The organism is Arthrobacter sp. R4 (assembly GCF_051365025.1).
Lineage (GTDB): Bacteria > Actinomycetota > Actinomycetes > Actinomycetales > Micrococcaceae > Arthrobacter.
In genome coordinates this window covers 23,138-40,630 of record NZ_JBLWIJ010000007.1, presented here as the reverse complement: position 1 = coordinate 40,630, position 17,493 = coordinate 23,138, and the positions used below count along the sequence as shown (strand labels likewise).

At 64.9% G+C, this 17,493-nt stretch carries 15 protein-coding genes; 13 read left to right on the top strand and 2 right to left on the bottom strand.

Annotation, left to right across the window (positions count from 1 at the left end; translation table 11 throughout):
* Nucleotides 1-271 precede the first annotated feature (271 nt).
* Together ACLKOZ_RS03250 and ACLKOZ_RS03245 are read right to left on the bottom strand one after the other, a co-directional pair.
* The gene (locus tag ACLKOZ_RS03250; RefSeq protein WP_436472778.1) at nucleotides 272-430 is read right to left on the bottom strand and encodes a hypothetical protein; all 159 of its coding nucleotides are present in this window, start codon (nucleotides 428-430) and stop codon (nucleotides 272-274) included.
* Nucleotides 431-519: 89 nt separating this feature from the next.
* Nucleotides 520-693, bottom strand: a complete 174-nt coding sequence (locus ACLKOZ_RS03245; RefSeq protein ID WP_436472776.1) for a (Fe-S)-binding protein — start codon at nucleotides 691-693, stop codon at nucleotides 520-522.
* Between the two features lie 79 nt (nucleotides 694-772).
* On the opposite strand from ACLKOZ_RS03245, the gene ACLKOZ_RS03240 reads away from it, so the two are divergent.
* From ACLKOZ_RS03240 to ACLKOZ_RS03180, 13 genes are all read left to right on the top strand, one after another.
* Nucleotides 773-2,239 carry a glycosyltransferase family 87 protein gene (locus tag ACLKOZ_RS03240; protein WP_436472774.1) on the top strand — a complete coding sequence of 489 codons (1,467 nt, stop codon included), beginning with the start codon at nucleotides 773-775 and terminating at the stop codon, nucleotides 2,237-2,239.
* Complete coding sequence (locus tag ACLKOZ_RS03235) at nucleotides 2,232-3,671, top strand: phytoene desaturase family protein (RefSeq protein ID WP_436472772.1); 1,440 nt, start codon at nucleotides 2,232-2,234, stop codon at nucleotides 3,669-3,671. The genes ACLKOZ_RS03240 and ACLKOZ_RS03235 overlap by 8 nt, the downstream gene beginning before the upstream one ends.
* Nucleotides 3,672-3,785: 114 nt before the next feature.
* A complete protein-coding gene (locus tag ACLKOZ_RS03230) occupies nucleotides 3,786-5,774 on the top strand; it encodes a penicillin-binding transpeptidase domain-containing protein (protein WP_436472770.1) in 1,989 nt (662 codons plus the stop codon).
* A 46-nt stretch (nucleotides 5,775-5,820) separates the two neighbouring features.
* Nucleotides 5,821-7,503, top strand: a complete 1,683-nt coding sequence (locus ACLKOZ_RS03225; protein WP_337350450.1) for an ABC-F family ATP-binding cassette domain-containing protein — start codon at nucleotides 5,821-5,823, stop codon at nucleotides 7,501-7,503.
* Between the two features lie 61 nt (nucleotides 7,504-7,564).
* The gene (locus tag ACLKOZ_RS03220) at nucleotides 7,565-8,338 is read left to right on the top strand and encodes a DeoR/GlpR family DNA-binding transcription regulator (RefSeq protein ID WP_337345158.1); all 774 of its coding nucleotides are present in this window, start codon (nucleotides 7,565-7,567) and stop codon (nucleotides 8,336-8,338) included.
* Entirely contained in the window at nucleotides 8,335-9,531 is a 1,197-nt protein-coding gene (locus tag ACLKOZ_RS03215) for an MFS transporter (RefSeq protein ID WP_436472767.1), read from the top strand. Before ACLKOZ_RS03220 ends, ACLKOZ_RS03215 begins: the two co-directional genes overlap by 4 nt.
* Before the next feature lie 50 nt (nucleotides 9,532-9,581).
* The gene (locus ACLKOZ_RS03210) at nucleotides 9,582-11,078 is read left to right on the top strand and encodes a bifunctional phosphatase PAP2/diacylglycerol kinase family protein (protein WP_436472765.1); all 1,497 of its coding nucleotides are present in this window, start codon (nucleotides 9,582-9,584) and stop codon (nucleotides 11,076-11,078) included.
* A 184-nt stretch (nucleotides 11,079-11,262) separates the two neighbouring features.
* Complete coding sequence (locus tag ACLKOZ_RS03205; protein WP_436472763.1) at nucleotides 11,263-12,207, top strand: ABC transporter ATP-binding protein; 945 nt, start codon at nucleotides 11,263-11,265, stop codon at nucleotides 12,205-12,207.
* A gap of 3 nt (nucleotides 12,208-12,210) precedes the next feature.
* On the top strand, nucleotides 12,211-13,113 hold the full coding sequence (locus ACLKOZ_RS03200; protein WP_436472761.1) for an ABC transporter permease: 903 nt from the start codon (nucleotides 12,211-12,213) through the stop codon (nucleotides 13,111-13,113).
* Nucleotides 13,114-13,133: 20 nt separating this feature from the next.
* On the top strand, nucleotides 13,134-14,495 hold the full coding sequence (locus ACLKOZ_RS03195; RefSeq protein WP_436472759.1) for a sensor histidine kinase: 1,362 nt from the start codon (nucleotides 13,134-13,136) through the stop codon (nucleotides 14,493-14,495).
* A 53-nt stretch (nucleotides 14,496-14,548) separates the two neighbouring features.
* Entirely contained in the window at nucleotides 14,549-15,184 is a 636-nt protein-coding gene (locus ACLKOZ_RS03190; protein ID WP_376044906.1) for a response regulator, read from the top strand.
* Nucleotides 15,185-15,269: 85 nt separating this feature from the next.
* Nucleotides 15,270-16,145, top strand: a complete 876-nt coding sequence (locus ACLKOZ_RS03185; protein WP_436472757.1) for an intradiol ring-cleavage dioxygenase — start codon at nucleotides 15,270-15,272, stop codon at nucleotides 16,143-16,145.
* A 10-nt stretch (nucleotides 16,146-16,155) separates the two neighbouring features.
* Nucleotides 16,156-17,472 (top strand): M18 family aminopeptidase, encoded by a 1,317-nt coding sequence (locus ACLKOZ_RS03180; protein ID WP_436472755.1) that lies wholly within the window; start codon nucleotides 16,156-16,158, stop codon nucleotides 17,470-17,472.
* Nucleotides 17,473-17,493 lie beyond the last annotated feature (21 nt).

Here is a 17,493-nt window from a genome sequence, read left to right as displayed (position 1 = left end):
GATGGAAGATGACCATCACCGCGTTCCCGGCCCCTGTCGCACATGCGCGCCATCTTGACCGACGAACTGACTCCTAAAGCCTATTGCTGCTGATGCCGAGCATCAGTGGAGCAATAGTCGCCTACTAGCCTCCCTGTCAGGGTGGCCGGTTGTCAGCATCTGGTCCAGGCGGAACCCCGTGGTTGCGCAGCACCCATAGTTCGGAACCAGCTTCCTGTTGGGTCTGCAGCGCCAGCCTCAGGGGCCCCATTGTCGCATTCTGCGAATTCTATTAATTAGCACCGGGCATTTCTTTGCCTAAATTCAGGCGTTTATTGTCGCGACCATAAACGGCTCTATTTGTTGTGCCTAATTCCTGCTGAAAGCCAGAGACCATGACGATCACCACGCCTGCACCATCCAGTTCGCAGCCTGCAAGCCACGCTGCCAAAGACCCTCGGAAGGAGGTGACCCACATGATCAAAAAGATCCAGCGACTGTTCTCCAGACCCCAACCAGTCCGCGACAGGCCCCGTGAATTCAACGGTGACCTACTGGACAGCCATCGTGAGTACGTTTTCTTACTGATGCACCAGCAAATGCGCGGCATGAACTGATGCCGCAGTCCCCTCTTCGTTCGTCCAGGAGGAGCTGATGGCTAATACCGGCAGCAATCCGCAAGGAGCCCACGCGGCGACGCGTGGGCTCCCCCATTTAAGCTAAGCGAGTCCAATGGCGTTCCTGCAGACTGTGGGTCGTTGCTGCCTGGAACCACACGGGTAAGCTCGAAAGCATGCAGGAGACCAAACCGCCGGCACACCCGCGACGCACTCGCTTGGTGGTTCCCAGCCGCAGCGACCTGCTGCTCAGAAACTTCACTGAAATCATTGGCGGGCCAATGGGTGTCCGTTCGGCTCCCGGATTGATCTCCCCCGGGGTGTTCACGGTGGAGCGCGTGCTGATCATCCTGACGGTGCTCGCGGCCCTGCTGAGCATCCTCATTAAGGGCTATTGCCGCGCCAACGGTTGGGAGTCCCCCAGCCAGTTCTACTCAACGTGCTATTCGGATTTTCCAGAGCTCTTCCGCAACCGCGGGCTGGGAGACGGGACCTTCCCGTTCTTCAGCCAAGGGAGCCTGTTCGAATACCCGGTCCTGATGGGGCTCATCGCAGGTGCCACTGCCTGGCTTGTACCGGGTGAGGGCGTCACCGATGCGAGGATCCTCGGCTACTTCGACGTCAATGCAACCCTGATCACCGCTGTCTGGATCGTCACGGTACTGGCAACCGCACGGATGTCGCGGCGCCGTCCTTGGGATGCTGCGATGGTGGCGCTGGCGCCCGGGATCGTACTGGCCGGGACCATCAACTGGGATATGTGGGCCGTGGGACTGCTGGCCCTGGGCATGCTGTGTTTTTCGAAGGGGAGGCTGGTGCTCGCGGGCGTCCTGATCGGCTTGGGAACAGCCACCAAGCTCTACCCGGTGCTTATTTTTGGGGCCATCCTGCTCCTGGCGCTAAGGACCGGAAGGATCCGGACATTCGTGGTCACCGGGGGTGCGGCCCTGGTGGCATGGCTGGCCGTCAACGTACCGATTGCGCTGATGAACCCCGCAGGGTGGCGGTACTTTTACCAATTCACGGAAGACCGGCCGGCCGGTTACAGCTCACCCTGGTTCGCGTACAACCTGGTGGCAACAAGGCTGCGCTGGAAAGTCCTGGACGCCGAAGTCATCAACGCGCTGGCCCTCAACCTGTTTGTCCTGGCCTGCGTCGGCATTGCCATAGTTGCCCTGACCGCTTCGAGGCGGCCCCGGCTCGCACAGTTGACCTTCCTCATAGTGGCCGCATTCATCCTGACCAACAAGGTCTACTCCCCCCAGTTTGTGATGTGGCTGATTCCCCTTCTTGCCCTGGCAAGGCCGCGATGGCGGGACTTCCTCGTGTGGCAGGGAATTGAGGGCCTCCACTGGGCTGCCATCTGGATGTACCTCGGACAGGTGACCAGCGGAGGCTCCTCGCAACACAATATCGATATGCCCTATTACGTCCTTGCTGTCGCGGCTCACATGCTCGCAACGGCATATCTTATGGGCCGTGTGGTGTGGGACATCTACGACCCCGGCTACGATCCCGTCCGCCGCCATGAGATGGACGACCCCCAAGGCGGGCCCTTTGAGGGGGCACCTGACCGTTTGCGGATCCGTATCCTCAAACCGGCGGAATCCGTCCTTCCTTGGCGGGCCAAGAGCCATGCCTGACGTCGCCGTCGTCGGATCCGGGCCGAACGGACTGGCTGCTGCCGCCGTGATGGCGCGCGCGGGTCTCCACGTTGAGGTCTTCGAAGAGGCAGGAACGATCGGAGGCGGAACCCGGACGTCAGAGCTGATGCAGCCCGGATACTTCCACGATGTCTGCTCGGCGGTCCACCCGATGGCCCTGGCCTCTCCCTTTTTCCGCGATTTTGAGCTGGCCCGCCGGGTGGAACTGGTGGTCCCTGAATTGTCGTTCGGATCCCCCCTCGACGGCGGCCGCGCGGCGTTGGCCTACCATTCACTGGAGCGAACAGTCCAGGGGCTGGGGCGTGACGGTCAGGCCTACCGGAAGCTGATGGGTCCGATTGTCAGCCGCATCGACGGCGTGATGGACCTTACCCAGCACCAGCTCTTCCGGATTCCCAAGGATCCATTGGCTGCGGTGATCTTCGGGTTGGGCACGTTGGAGCAGGGCTCGCGGTTATGGAATACGAGGTTCAGGGAAGAACTCGCTCCCGCACTGCTCAGCGGTGTAGCGGCCCATGCTGTCTCACACCTGCCTTCGCTGGCCGCCGCAGGTGCCGGGCTGATGCTCAACGGCCTGGCCCACGCCCAAGGCTGGCCGATTCCAGTGGGGGGTTCGGCGTCGATTGCTGCCGCGCTGGGTGATGACATCCGTGCCCATGGCGGCGTGATCCATACGGACAGTCCGGTTGAAAACCTCCGGGAACTCGGCGGTGCCCGCGCAACCCTCCTGGACGTGGCGCCGCGCGGATTGCTCCACATCGCTGGGGATGGGCTGCCGGCTAAGTACCGGCGGTCGCTGGAGTCGTTCCGGTACGGGAACGGTTCCTGCAAGGTGGACTACATCCTGTCAGGACCGGTTCCCTGGGCAGCGCCCGAACTGGCGGATGCCGGCACAGTGCACGTTGGCGGTACCCGTGCTGAACTGGCGCACGCCGAAAACGAGGTGACGGCCGGGAGGCACCCTGAACACCCGTACGTGCTGGTGGCCCAGCCGTCGCGCTTCGACAGCGGCCGCGCGCCCGCCGGCTACCACGTGCTCTGGGCCTACTGCCATGTCCCCGCCGGATCGACGCGGGACATGGGCGAGGTGGTCACTGCGCAACTCGAGCGTTTCGCGCCCGGATTCCGCGACCTGGTGATGCAGACCCACGTGACAACCGCAGCGGAGCTCGGCCGCTACAACCGGAATTACATTGGCGGAGACTTCAGCGCTGGCCTCATGGACGTGCGCGGGCTGCTTCAGAGGCCGGTTATTTCCACGGTCCCTTGGCGGACGCCCCTCCGCGGCGTCTACCTTTGCTCATCATCCACGCCTCCGGGGCCGGGTGTAACGGGCATGCCTGGCTTCTACGCCGCAAAATATGCCTTGAAAGACATGTTTGGTCTGGACGTTCCGCCCTTGGGGCTGTAGGCAGTAAGTTTTTCCAGCTTCCTCGGGGCATACGTCTACTTCACACCGTGTTCCGCGGGGCGTCATACGTTCGGTCGCGCAGGGGAATGGGCAAAAACGGGGCATAATGACGCCGTGGGGAACTCAAAAAAACTGTCTCTTGCCATAGTTGGAATCATTCTCGGCGCCTCCCTGGCCGCCTGCGACGACGGGCGGGGGGACGCGGAAGCCGCGGCGAAGCAGCTTGCCTCCGGCGTTTCCGCCCTGGACGTCGGCTCAGTCGCCTTCGACGGCCGGGACTCAGCGGCCGTGAATGATCAGCTCAAGGAAGTGTTCAAGTCCCTCGAGCCGGACAAGCCTACCGTGGAGGCCGGCGAGCTCACCCTCGACGGTGACAGCGCCACTTTCCCCCTGAACTACACATGGAACATTGCCTCAGCCGAATGGAGATACACCGTCTCCGCGGAACTCAAGAAGTCCGACGGCGAGTGGCGGGCAGTGTGGGATCCGGCAGACCTCGTCCCGGACCTGGCCGACGGCGAGATCCTCAGCAAAGGCACGCAATCGCCGCAGCGGGCTGACATCCTCGGTGCCGGCGATGCCAAGCTGGTCACTTATAGGCCCGTGGTGAATGTGGGCATCGACAAGCCCCGCCTCGGCGCTGCCGATGCGGCTGCATCTGCCACCAAACTGGCCCAGCTAGTGGGCATCGATCCGGCTGCCTACGCCCAGCAGGTAGCCGCTTCCGGCGCTGAAGCATTTGTCCTGGCCATCACCCTCCGCGAGGAGGGACGTACTATCACGGACCAGCAGATCGCCGAGATCCCTGGTGCCCGCGGCATTGCTGCCACCATGCCTTTGGCGCCCAGCCGCACCTTTGCCCGTGCAGTCCTCGGTTCGGTCGGCGAAGCCACGGCTGAACAGATCGAGGCCTCAGCCGGCGCCCTGGCAGCCGGAGACGTGACCGGTATCGGCGGCCTGCAGCAGCAGTACGACGCCCAGCTGCGCGGCACCGACGCCGTGGTAATCCGGGCCCAGCGGGCTGACCTCACCACCGAACAGATCCAGACTGCCGCAACGGATCCGCGCAGGGTCGTCTTTGAGGTGGCGCCAACGCCTGGCACACCCCTGAAAACTACCCTTGACCCTGCCCTCCAGTCGCTGGCGGAGAGCACGCTCGCCAGTGTTGGTCCGGCGTCCGCAATCGTGGCACTGCGTCCCTCCACCGGGGCTGTGCTGGCGGCCGCCTCCGGTCCCGGGAGCAACGGCTACAACACCGCCATGCTGGGTCAGTACGCCCCCGGATCGACTTTCAAAATGGTCGATTCGCTGGCCATGCTGCGCAATGGACTCACCCCGGATTCCAAGGTGGAGTGCCCTCCCGACCTCACTGTGGACGGCCGGACCTTCAAGAACGCCGAAGGCTACCCCGCCGAATCATTGGGATCCGTGACGCTTCGGGATGCCTTCGCCCATTCCTGCAACACAGCATTCATCGGAGCGCGTGACAAGGTGTCCCAGTCCCAGCTCGAGGCTGCCGCCATGGCCATGGGGGTTGCGGTGGAAGCGCCGTCACTGGGGGCAGCGGCCTTTCTGGGCTCAGTCCCCGGTGAGGCTGAGGGCACCGAACATGCGGCCTCGATGATCGGCCAGGGCAAGGTGCTGCTGTCACCGCTGGCCGCGGCCGTCATGGCCGGCTCCGTCGCTAAGGGCGCGCCCGTCTCCCCGCAGCTTGTCCTGAATCCAGACGCCGGCCCTGCCGCGGCAGAGGCCACTGGTGAGCCTACCGACGGGGCCGCGGCGCCGTCGTCGACCGTCACTCCCGAGGCGCCGTCCCAGCCCTCGGACAAGCCGATCACGGCCGCTGAGGCCGCAGCCCTCGCCGACATGATGCGGGCGGTGGTCACTTCCGGCCACGCAGGCTTCCTGTCCACCGTTCCGGGCGCGCCCGTGGGCGCCAAAACGGGCACCGCAGAGTTCGGCAACGAAAACCCGCCCAAGACGCACGCCTGGATCGTGGCTGTCCACGGTGACCTCGCCGTAGCCGTCTTTGTGGAGGATGGCGGCCTCGGCGCCACCACGTCCGGGCCCCTGCTCAAGGAGTTCCTCGTCGCAGCCGGCTGACCCTGCCGACGAGGACCGCGGCGCGGGGCGTGGGAAGATTATTGGCGTGGCCCACATAGACGTTTCCGGTATTGACTATTTCCTCTCCGACGGCACCCAGCTGCTCAACGGGGTGACTTTTAAGGTCCCGGATGGCACCAAAACTGCCCTGATCGGCCCCAACGGCACGGGCAAGACCACGCTGTTTCGGATCATTTCCGGCGACCTCGTTCCGGATGAAGGCGTGATCGGGCGCTCGGGGAACATGGGCATCATGCGCCAGTTTGTGGGCCAGGTCCGGGACGACTCAACCGTCCGCGACCTCCTTGTATCGGCCGCTCCACCTGCGCTGGCCGCCGCTGCCCGCGAAGTGGACGAGGCGGAACTCGCCATGGTGGAGCTCGACGACGAACCCAGCCAGATGCGCTACGCCCAGGCCATCGTGGACTGGGGAGACGCAGGTGGCTACGACGTAGAAACCGTCTGGGACGAAGTCTGCATGGCCGCCCTGGGCCTGCCCTTTGACAGAGCCCAGCACCGCCCGGCGTCGAGCTTGTCCGGCGGTGAGCAGAAGCGGCTGGTCCTGGAAGCCCTGTTTGCCGGCCCCGACGAGCTGCTGCTGCTCGATGAGCCGGACAACTACCTTGACGTGCCCGGCAAGCGCTGGCTCGAGGAAAAGCTTAACGAGTCCAGGAAGACGGTCTTCTTCATCAGCCACGATCGAGAGCTGCTGAATAACGCCGCCGGCCGGATTGTCACCCTGGAGCCGGGCATCAACGGTGCCGGCGCCTGGATCCATGGCGGCGGCTTCGGCTCCTACGTGGAAGCCCGGGCTGACCGGAACGCCCGCTTTGAGGAACTGCGCAAGCGTTGGGACGAGGAGCACGTGAAACTCAAGGAACTCGTCAACATGTACAAGAACAAGGCGGCGTTCCGGTCCGACATGGCCAACCGCTACCACGCAGCCCAGACCCGGCTGGCGAAGTTCCTCGAGGCTGGCCCGCCGGAGGCCTTGCCAATCGAGCAGAATGTACACATGCGGCTCAAGGGCGGCCGGACTGCCAAGCGCGCCATCGTGGCCGAGAAGCTGGAACTGACCGGCCTGATGAAACCGTTCTCCACCGAGGTGTGGTTTGGTGACCGTGTGGGTGTGTTGGGCTCCAATGGCTCCGGCAAGAGCCACTTCCTGCGCCTGCTCGCGACCGGAGGCACGGATCCGGAGCGTGAGCACCTTCCCGTGTCCGATGTCGAGATCGCCGAAGTGCCGCACGAGGGCACCGTGAAGCTCGGCGCCCGCATCCGGCCGGGATTCTTTGCCCAAACCCACATTCGTCCCGACCTCCTGGGCAAGACGCTCCTGGAGATCCTGCACCGCGGCGATGAGCACCGGTCCGGGCTGGGCCGCGAGGCTGCCGCCGGCGCCCTCGACGGCTACGGCCTGGCGGGGCAGTCCGAGCAGAAATACGAATCCCTCTCCGGCGGCCAGCAGGCGCGGTTCCAGATCCTGCTCCTGCAACTCTCCGGAGCCACGCTGCTGCTCCTCGACGAGCCGACCGACAACCTGGACCTGCACTCGGCCGAGGCGCTTGAGCGCGCCATCGACCACTTCGAAGGAACGGTCCTCGCCGTGACGCACGATCGCTGGTTTGCCCGGACTTTTGACCGTTTCCTGATATTTGGTTCTGACGGCAAAGTGTACGAATCCACCGAGCCTGTCTGGGACGAAAAGCGAGTGGAACGGGTCCGCTAGGCCGTTGAGCTGGATTGATCATAGGCATGATTAAATGATCAAATCTTGTTAGCATTTGAACATGAAGACTGAGGAGCGCCATCGGCTGATTGGCGAGCTGTTGCGCCGTCAGGCCGAGGCTTCCGTCGAGGAGCTCACAGTGGCTTGCGGCGCCTCCGGAGCCACGATCCGCCGGGACCTGGAGGTGCTCGCATCCAATGGCGTCCTCCGGCGCGTCCACGGCGGCGCACGGAGCTTGATTGTCAGCGGTGAGAACCCCGGCTACGGCCAGCGTGAACTCGAAGACCAGGCCGTCAAGGTCCGGATTGCGGCGGCCGTGGCCGGCTTGCTGCGGGATCGGGAACACGTGTGGCTGGACAGTGGAACCACCGCGACGGAAATCGCCAGGACCCTGCGCGGCCGCGAGCTGACGCTGATGCCCATGTCCGTGCGGTCGCTGACTACGGTGACGGCTGACGACCCGAATGCAGGCCAGCGACCGGCCCTGCTCCTCCCCGGCGGCAGCCTGGTTCCCGGCGAGCTGTGCTTTCGCGGCCCGCTGGCGGAAGCCAACATCCGGTCCTTGCGCTTCGACACCGCCGTGGTGACGCCATGCGCCCTGAACCTCAAAGACGGCCTGCTCGCGCACGACCTCGACGACGCAGCTGTCAAAAGGGCAGGCCTCGAGTCAGCAGCCCGAGTGATTGTTGCCTGCGCCGGTTCCAAATGGAATGCCAACGCTATGGCACTGGTAGCGCCCCTCGAATCAGTGAACGTGATCGTGACAGACAAAGACTTGCGTGCGGAAGAACTCGCACACCTCAACAAGCTCTCGGTGGAAGTAGTGAAAGCATGAGCATCAATACCCGCACCACGGCCAGCCCGTCCCTCAAGGCGGCGGCTGCCGCCACATTCATAGTTTTCGGAATCAATGGACTGGTATTCGCCAGCTGGGCGGCACGCATCCCTGCCGTCACTGAGACGCTGAACCTGACATCAGGCCAGATGGGCACTCTCCTGCTGTGCACCGCCGTCGGTTCGTTGCTGGCGCTTCCGACGGCGGGCCTCGTGGTGGGCAGGCTGGGAACCGCCAACACGGTGCGGGCAGCCGGCGTGCTGGTAACGCTGGCAGGTGTCGGGATTGCCCTCAGCCTCTCGGTCGAATCCGTCCCGGGTACCGCCGTGTGCTTGTTTTTCTTCGGCATCGGCATTGGTCTCTGGGATGTAGCCCAAAATATCGAAGGCGCCGACGTCGAGCACAAGATGCGCCGCACCATCATGCCCCAGTTCCATGCGGCGTTCAGTGGCGGAGCCTTCGTAGGTGCCCTGATCGGCGCCGGCCTTTCCACCATCGGAGTCGGGCTGCCGGTCCACCTCCTGGTCATCGCCGGCGTGGTGGCCGTAGTGGCGCTGGTGACGCCGCGGTACTTCCTGCCACACATTGCAGCTGCGACACCGGCTGAAGGCGAACCTAAGGCGGCCAAGGGACCCTCCGCGTGGCGGGACGGCCGCACGCTGCTGATCGGCGTCGTGGTCCTCGGTGCAACCCTTACCGAAGGTGCAGGAAATGACTGGATCGCGAAGGCTTCCGTGGACGGGCTCGGCACCACAGAGTCGACCGGAGCCCTCATGTTTGCCCTGTTCGTCCTGGCCATGACAGCAATGCGCTTCGTCGGCGGCAGGGCCATCGACGCCTACGGCCGTGTGGTTGTCCTCCGCGCGAGCATGGCCGCTGCGGCCGCCGGCCTGCTGCTGTTCGTCCTGGCCGGCAACGTCTGGCTCGCCGCGGTCGGCGCCGCTCTCTGGGGCGTAGGTGCTGCCCTGGCCTTCCCCATGGGCATGTCCGCTGCAGCTGATGATCCCAAACATGCCGCAGCCCGCGTCTCGGTTGTATCCACCTTGGGGTATGTCTCCTTCCTGGCCGGTCCGCCGTTGCTGGGATACCTGGGCGACCTGACCGGCATCCACCTGGCACTGCTGGCCATTCTGGCTCCGATCCTGCTTGCCCTCCTCCTTGCGGGCGCCGCGAAGCCGCTGAGCGGGAAGTAGGTCGCGGCTGGCCTGCCCGGGTGAAATGCTCCCGGCGGTAGGGTGGTGGAATGCAAATCAGGTGGCGCAGGGGTTCCGGCTGGATTAGCCGCTTCGACCGGCATCTCGTCCGGAAGGTTTCGCGATTCCCAGGCGGAAACCATGACGTGTTTTTCCGCCGTTTGTCCGCGTCGGCCAACCACGGGAAGCTTTGGATGGGCGCTGCGGCCATCATGGCGGCGTTCCCGGGAAAGCCCCGCCGGGCAGCCCTCCACGGATTGATCGCCCAAGCGGTAGCCTCCGCAGTAACCAATATGGGCTTCAAAACCCTGCTGCCCCGTGCCAGGCCTTTACCTGAACACCTTCCGGTCTTCCGGTTCGTCCATCCACAACCCACGAGTTCGTCCATGCCATCCGGACATTCGGCCTCTGCCATCGCCTTCGCCGTGGGAGCCGGACTGGTGAAGCCGGTGGTCGGGGCCGCCTTGGCCCCTGTGGCCGTGGGTGTTGCGTACTCGCGGGTCCACACCGGGGCGCATTGGCCCTCGGACGTGTTCTTCGGCTCCGCCATCGGTGCGGGCGCAGCCCTGATAACCAGGAAGTGGTGGCCAGTCCGCCCGCCGTTTCCTGCCGTGAGCCGGACGTTCACCCAAGCTCCGGAACTGCCCGGGGGCGCCGGACTCAGCATCGTGGTGAACACCCTCGGGGGATCGTTCACGCAGGAAACAGCCGGCGCGCTCCAGGAAGTATTCCCCCAAGCGCATATAAATAAGGTGGAGCCTGGCGAAGACCTCTCCGTTGAAATACAGGCGACCGCCACCTTTCCGGGAACAGTTGCCCTGGGAGTCTGGGGCGGGGACGGAACCGTTGGCACCGCGGCCGCCGCCGCCGTCGAACATTCCCTCCCGCTGCTGGTGCTGCCCGGGGGCACCCTGAACCACTTCGCCCGGGACGCCGGCACGGGACACCTTAAGGAAGCCGTGACTGCCGCCAACCGTGGCGAAGCGGCCCTGGCGGACGTAGGCCTGGTGACCGTGGAACGGGGAATGGCAGGAAACCCTGAAACGGCAGAGCTCGTCATGTTGAATACAGCGAGCATCGGCCTCTATCCCAACCTCGTCCGGCGGCGGGAAATGTTGCAGCCCGCGCTGGGTAAGCCACTGGCCGGTGTAGTGGCCATGTTCCGGACCTTCGCGACGGGAACGCCAACTACCCTGCTGGTAGACGGCGTGCGGCACAAACTCTGGATCGCCTACATTGGCCGCGGCCGCTACTACCCACGGGACCATGCACCCCTGGTGAGGCCCGTCCTGGACGACGGCGTCCTGGATGTCCGCATGATCACTGCTGATGAGTCCTTCGCAAGGCTCCGCCTCCTATGGTCCGTCCTGACGGGAACTGTGGCTACTTCCCGGATCACCCACCTGTCCGAAGCCTCTACGATCCGCGTCGAATCCGACGGCTCACCGATGGTTTTGGCCGTCGACGGCGAAGCCCTGGCCGGTGTCCGTACGGCGGAGTTCCGGGTGGCCAACCGTCACCTGACGTACTACTCGCCACAGTCCTGAGCCAGTTTCCTGCGGAGCGCCCGTGGACACTGCGGGGGATCCGGTCATCCGGACGGACTACCCTGATTCAACCCTGAATCATCCCTGAGACCGGCGAAATCCATGGTCTGCGTCTGTAGCGTGGTGGATACACCACTCTCCGAAAATCCCCGCAGCCATTGGCTGCTGTTCGAAGGAACAATCCATGATCGAGGCAAAAGGCCTGACCAAGGTTTACGGCGAAAAGACGGCCGTTTCCGGCGTCGATTTCACCGTCGAAGCCGGGCGCGTGACCGGCTTCCTCGGCCCCAACGGTGCCGGCAAATCGACCACCATGCGCATGATTATGGGCCTGGACCGGCCGACGTCGGGCACTGTGACTGTCAACGGTGCACCGTTCGCCCGGCACGCCGCTCCCCTGCGCGACGTCGGCGCACTGCTGGACGCCAAGGCCGTCCACACCAGCCGGACGGCCTATAACCATCTTCGGGCAATGGCAGCAACACACAGCATTCCCAAGAAACGCGTGCATGAGGTCATCGAGATGACCGGCCTGTCGGACGTCGCCAAAAAGAAGGTCGGCGGCTTCTCGCTCGGCATGGGGCAGCGGCTCGGCATTGCCGCCGCACTGCTGGGTGACCCGCAGACCGTCATCCTGGACGAACCCGTCAACGGCCTGGACCCGGAGGGCGTGGTCTGGGTCCGAAACCTGGTCAAATACCTGGCCTCCGAGGGCCGTACCGTATTCCTGTCCAGCCACCTCATGAGCGAAATGGCAGTCACGGCGGACCACCTGATTGTGATCGGGCGCGGCCGGATCATTGCCGACGCTCCCATCCGTGACATCATCAACGGCCAGGGACGGATCCGCACGCGCGTCCGCACCGATCAGCCAGACCAGCTGATGCACCTGCTCGCCGGGGATGGTGTCTCCGTTGAAGTGCAGGAAAACGAATTGCTCGAGGTCACGGGCCTGGATCCCAGGCAGATCGCCCGCGCCGCCCTCGACAGCCGCGTCATGATCTACGAACTGACGCCGCTTCAGGCCAGCCTTGAGGAGGCCTACATGGAGCTGACCAAGGATGAGGTCGAATACCACTCACTGATCACCACGGGCGCCTCGGCTCCCGCCCAGCCCGGAGGCAACTAGGCCATGAGCTCAACCACCCTCGAACCCAACCCGTCCCGCCGAGGTGCGCACGCAGGTTCCGCGTCCTCCCGCAAACTGACCGGCGATGCCATCAGCACAGGACCGGGACCGTCCTTCTTCCGCGTGCTGAACTCCGAGTTCATCAAGTTCCGCACCCTGCTGTCCACGCTGATCCTCCTCGCCTGCACCGTTCTGGTAGTGGTTGGTTTTGGCGCCCTTTCGGCCTGGGGCACGGGCCAGTTCGCAGAGCAGGCCCTGAACGACCCGGAAGCGGCCGCGGCTTTTGCCGCCCAAGGCGGGGACATCGCCGTCGGCGTCCCGACGTCGGGTATTGCCTTTGCCCAGCTCATTCTCGGCTCCCTTGGCGTGCTCTTGATGAGCTCCGAGTTCTCCACGGGCATGGCCCGCTCAACTTTCGCCGCGGTGCCCAAACGGACGCCGGCTTTTGTCGCCAAGCTGCTGGTGGTGATGGTCACCGCATTCGTAGTCACCGCCGTCTCGGTATACGTTGCGGGCCTGGTCTCCGTGCCGATTTTGGACAACTACGACCTCAAGCTGGACTTGGCCAGCTCGCAGTCGGTGAAGATGCTGCTCATCAACAGCCTCTATGTCGCCGCCGTCGCCGCCATAGGCATGGCGTTGGGATCGCTCCTCAGGAACTCGGCGGGCGGCATCATGACCTTGGTTGGCCTCTTCTTCGTGGCACCCATCGCCTTCCAGCTGATCCCGGGTGAGTTCTTTGTCCAGACCCGTAAGTACCTCCCAGGGAATACAGTCGACCCCATGACTGCCGTGCAGCACGTGCCGGACACCCTCGAGGCGTGGCAGGCTGCACTTGTCCTCGGTGCCTGGGTGGTCATCCCGGTAGTTCTCGCCGCTATCGTCCTGAAGAAACGCGACGTCTAAGCTGCAGCTAGGCTCAGACCATGAATGAAACGGCACCAGTAAGGGACGCGCCGGCCGGCTTGGCCGACGCGTCCTTTGCCGAAATCACGGCCAAGCGCCGGGGCCTGCTCCGCCGGTACCTTTACAAGCACCCTCGGGTGATGGACGGCGTAGTGGTGGTCAGCTACACCCTGCTGGTGGCCCCCACCGTGGTGGACGCTGTGATGTCAGGGGCATGGCTGGCTGCGGTGCTCCTCCTCGCCGTTGCAGGAGCCCTCTTCTTCCGGCGTCCCTATCCCGTGGCACTCGTTGCCTTCATAGCGGTGGTGGAAGTGGCTGTCACCCTGCTCCACCCGTGGGGTTCGAACGTCTCTGCCGGGCTATGGTTCTCGCTGTATGCGGTGGCGGTGGTGCACACCCGCCGGTTCGCGCTCGTCACCATGGCGGTGGCCACGGCTCCGCTGGCACTGCTGTATCTGTTGGCCGCTGTCGGACCCATGGACACCTCCTTCGTCCATGACCCCGGCAGTAACCCCGGTGACTTCCACCTTTTGACCAGCATCGCTACGGGAGCGACCATCGCCCTGTCCAACGTCATCGCCACGGGAATCGGAATTTCGGTGCGGCAGCGGCGGGAACATGAGCAGGAAATCGCAGCCTGGGTGGCGCGAACTGCAAGCTTGGCATCCGTGAACGAACGGAACCGGATCGCGCGGGAAATGCACGACGTCGTGGCCCACTCGCTGACCGTGATGATCAGCCTCTCAGACGGTGCCGCCGTCGTGGTCCGGAAAAGCCCGGACCGCGCCGGTGAGGTGCTCGGTGAACTGTCCCGGACAGGCCGGACCGCGTTGGCGGACATGCGGCGTGTGCTGGGCGTACTGCGGGATGATTCCGGGGCGATGGCGCCGCGGCAGCCGCTGGCCTCCGGTGACAGCCTCGCGACACTCCTCGAAGGATTCCGCACCGCCGGCCTGCCGCTGCACTACTCGCATACCGGTCCCGCGCTGCCCGGCGACGCGGCTTTCCAGCTGACCGTCTACCGGATCGTCCAGGAGTCGCTTACGAACGTCCTGCGCTACGGCAGGTCGCTTGGCCGCGTGGATGTGGGCATCGCCCGGGCCGGTTCAACCGTCACCATTGAAGTGCTCGACGACGGCGCCGGCGTTGCGGGGCAGGGAACCTCCGACGGCGGCGGGCCAGGTTCGAGCACCTCGGGCCCGGCGCTTCCGGGTCCAGGCCAGGGGCTTGCAGGAATGGCGGAGCGGGCACGCATCTACTCCGGCACCGTGGAAGCCGGGCGCAGCGGCCGGGGCTGGCGCGTATGTGCCGTCCTCACCTGTCCCGATGACGGGCCTACTGAGCCGCTCAACCGTCCACACCAACTGCAAGGCAAAACGTGACAGGGAACCAACCAATAACCGTCCTGCTGGCCGATGACCAGCCGCTGCTGAGGATGGGCTTCCGCCTCATCCTGGAGGGCGAGGACGACCTCCACATCGTGGGCGAGGCCTCCGACGGCGCTGACGCCGTCAGGCAGGTCCGCGAGCTCAACCCTGATGTGGTGCTGATGGATGTCCGGATGCCCGTCTTGGACGGCATCGAGGCCACCCGTGCCATCACAGCATCCGGATCCGGCGCACGGATCATCATCCTCACCACCTTTGACGTGGACGAGTATGCATTCGCGGGCCTCCAGGCCGGCGCGTCCGCATTCCTATTAAAGGATGTGGCGCCGTCGGAACTGATCCATGCCGTGCGCGTAGTGGCCAGCGGGGACGCAGTGGTTGCGCCACGCGTCACGCAGCGGCTCCTGGAAACATACGTCCGTGGTGCTGCCCGCCCTGCTCCCGCTGCCGCGCCGCGTGATCCGCTGCTGGAGGAGCTGACGCCCCGCGAAACGGAGATGCTTGAGGCCATGGCAGAGGGCCTGTCCAACGCAGAGATCGCGCACCGGTATTTCCTGTCCGAAGCCACCGTGAAGACCCACGTCCGCCGTATCCTCACAAAGCTGCACCTGCGTGACCGTGTCCAGGCCGTGGTGTATGCGTACGAAACCGGCCTGGTGGTCCCGAGCAACCCTGACTACTGAATCCCCCGGTAGCATCCTGCTGGCACACAGCACCCTCACAGGAACTCTCTATGCATGGCATAGGGGAGGGCGGTTGTATGGACGCATGACCAATCACCAGCCCCACCCCAACCACGACCGTGGCCTCGAGTTCGACCTCTCCACCCTGATGAGCCGCCGGTCGCTGGGCATGTTCTTCGGTGCCGGCGGCGCCGCTGTGGCGCTGGCGGCCTGCACACCCGGCGGGTCGACGTCCACAGCCAGCACCTCGGCGTCGGCCACGGCCACTGCCGCCCCCACCGCAACCGCCACAGCCACTCCGACGCCCACGCTGACCCGCGCAATTGCCGAGTGCGGTGCGGAAATCCCCCAGGAAACGGCGGGACCATATCCCGGAGACGGTTCCAACGGGCCCAACGTCCTGGAGGCCTCCGGCGTGGTCCGGCAGGACATCACCACAAGCTTTGGAACGTCCAGCACCAAGGTCGAGGGAGTGCCCCTGACCTTCACCCTCACGCTCCTGGACAACTCCAACGGCTGCGTGCCCCTCGCCGGTGCGGCCGTCTACGCCTGGCATTGCGACCGCGACGGGAAGTACTCCATGTATGATTCCGGGCTCGACAACGAGAACTTCCTTCGCGGGGTCCAGGAGGCCGATGCGAACGGCCAGGTCACGTTCACGTCGATCTTTCCGGGCGCCTACATGGGCCGCTGGCCGCACATCCATTTTGAGGTGTTCGAGTCCATGAGCAATGCCACCTCGGCCGGGCAGGTGCTGGCTGTTTCACAGATCGCCCTGACGGATGCAGCGTGCAAGGACGTCTACGCCACGGCCGGTTATGAAACCAGTGCGCGGAACTTTCCCCGGACCACTCTGCAATCGGACAACGTCTTCGGTGACGACGGCGGGATCTACCAGCTTGCCAGCATGACTGGATCGGCTGCCGCCGGATACACAGCCGGGCTCAATGTGACCATCTAGACTCGAGACCATGCCTTCCCTTTCCAACGCCGCAGACCACATCCAGGACCTTGGCGCCTACGTCAGCGCCTCGCCGTCGAGCTTTCACGCCGTCCATGAGGCTGCCCGCAGGCTGGATGCGGCCGGGTTCACAGGCCTGGATGAGCTGCAACCGTGGGAAGGCGGGGCAGGCTCGTTCTACATAGTTCGTGACGGCGCCCTCATCGCCTGGGTGGTGCCGGAAGGTGCAGGGCCGGCTACCGGCTTCAACATCCTGGGAGCGCATACCGACTCCCCCTCTTTCAAGCTCAAGCCCAAGCCGACCACTGGAGCCCATGGCTGGCTGCAGGCCGGAGTCGAGATCTACGGCGGGCCGCTGCTGAACTCCTGGCTTGACCGGGAACTGCAGTTGGCCGGCCGGCTGGTCATGCTCGACGGCGCCCAGCACCTCACGGCGACCGGGCCGCTGCTCCGGTTCCCGCAGCTGGCCATCCACCTGGACCGCGCGGTGAACGACGGCCTCACGCTGGATAAGCAGCGGCACATGAACCCGGTGTGGGGGCTCGGCAACCCGGCGAATGTGGACCTCCTTGCCGTGCTGGCGTCACATGTTGACGGTGCATCCATTGATCCCGCCCGGATTGGCGGGTACGACGTCGTGATTGCGGACACGCAGCCGCCTGCGGTTTTCGGGGCCCATGGGGAGTTCTTTGCCTCCGGGCGCCTGGACAACCTTTCGGCGACGCACGCGGGGCTGGCGGCGCTCATCGCGCATGCTTCCACTTCTGGGACTGATTCTGTCCGCGCCGATGCGCCGGTCGCAGTCCTGGCGGCCTTCGATCACGAGGAAATCGGCTCCAACTCCCGTTCCGGGGCGTGCGGACCCATCCTGGAGGATGTTCTGGTGCGGATCTCCGACGGCCTGGGTGCCACGGTGAGCCAGCGGCGGCAGGCGTTGGCGGCGTCGTTCTGTGTCTCCGCGGATGCCGGGCACGCTGTCCATCCCAACTACGCCGAGCGGCACGACCCCGCCAACCATCCTGAACTCAACGGCGGCCCGCTGCTGAAGATCAACGCCAACCAGCGCTACGCCACGGACGCAAACGGTGCCGCATTCTGGGCCCGGCTCTGCGGGCAGGCGAAGGTGCCGTACCAGGAATTTGTGTCCAACAACGTGATGCCGTGCGGCTCCACCATCGGCCCGCTCACCGCCACGCGGCTAGGGATCCGGACCGTGGACGTTGGGGTGCCACTGCTGTCGATGCATTCTGCGCGCGAACTCTGCGGCGTGGAAGACCCGCACCGGCTGGCTGCGGTGACGGAACTGTTCTTCCGGACTGCCGCGTAAGGGTCGCGGGCAGCGGCCAGG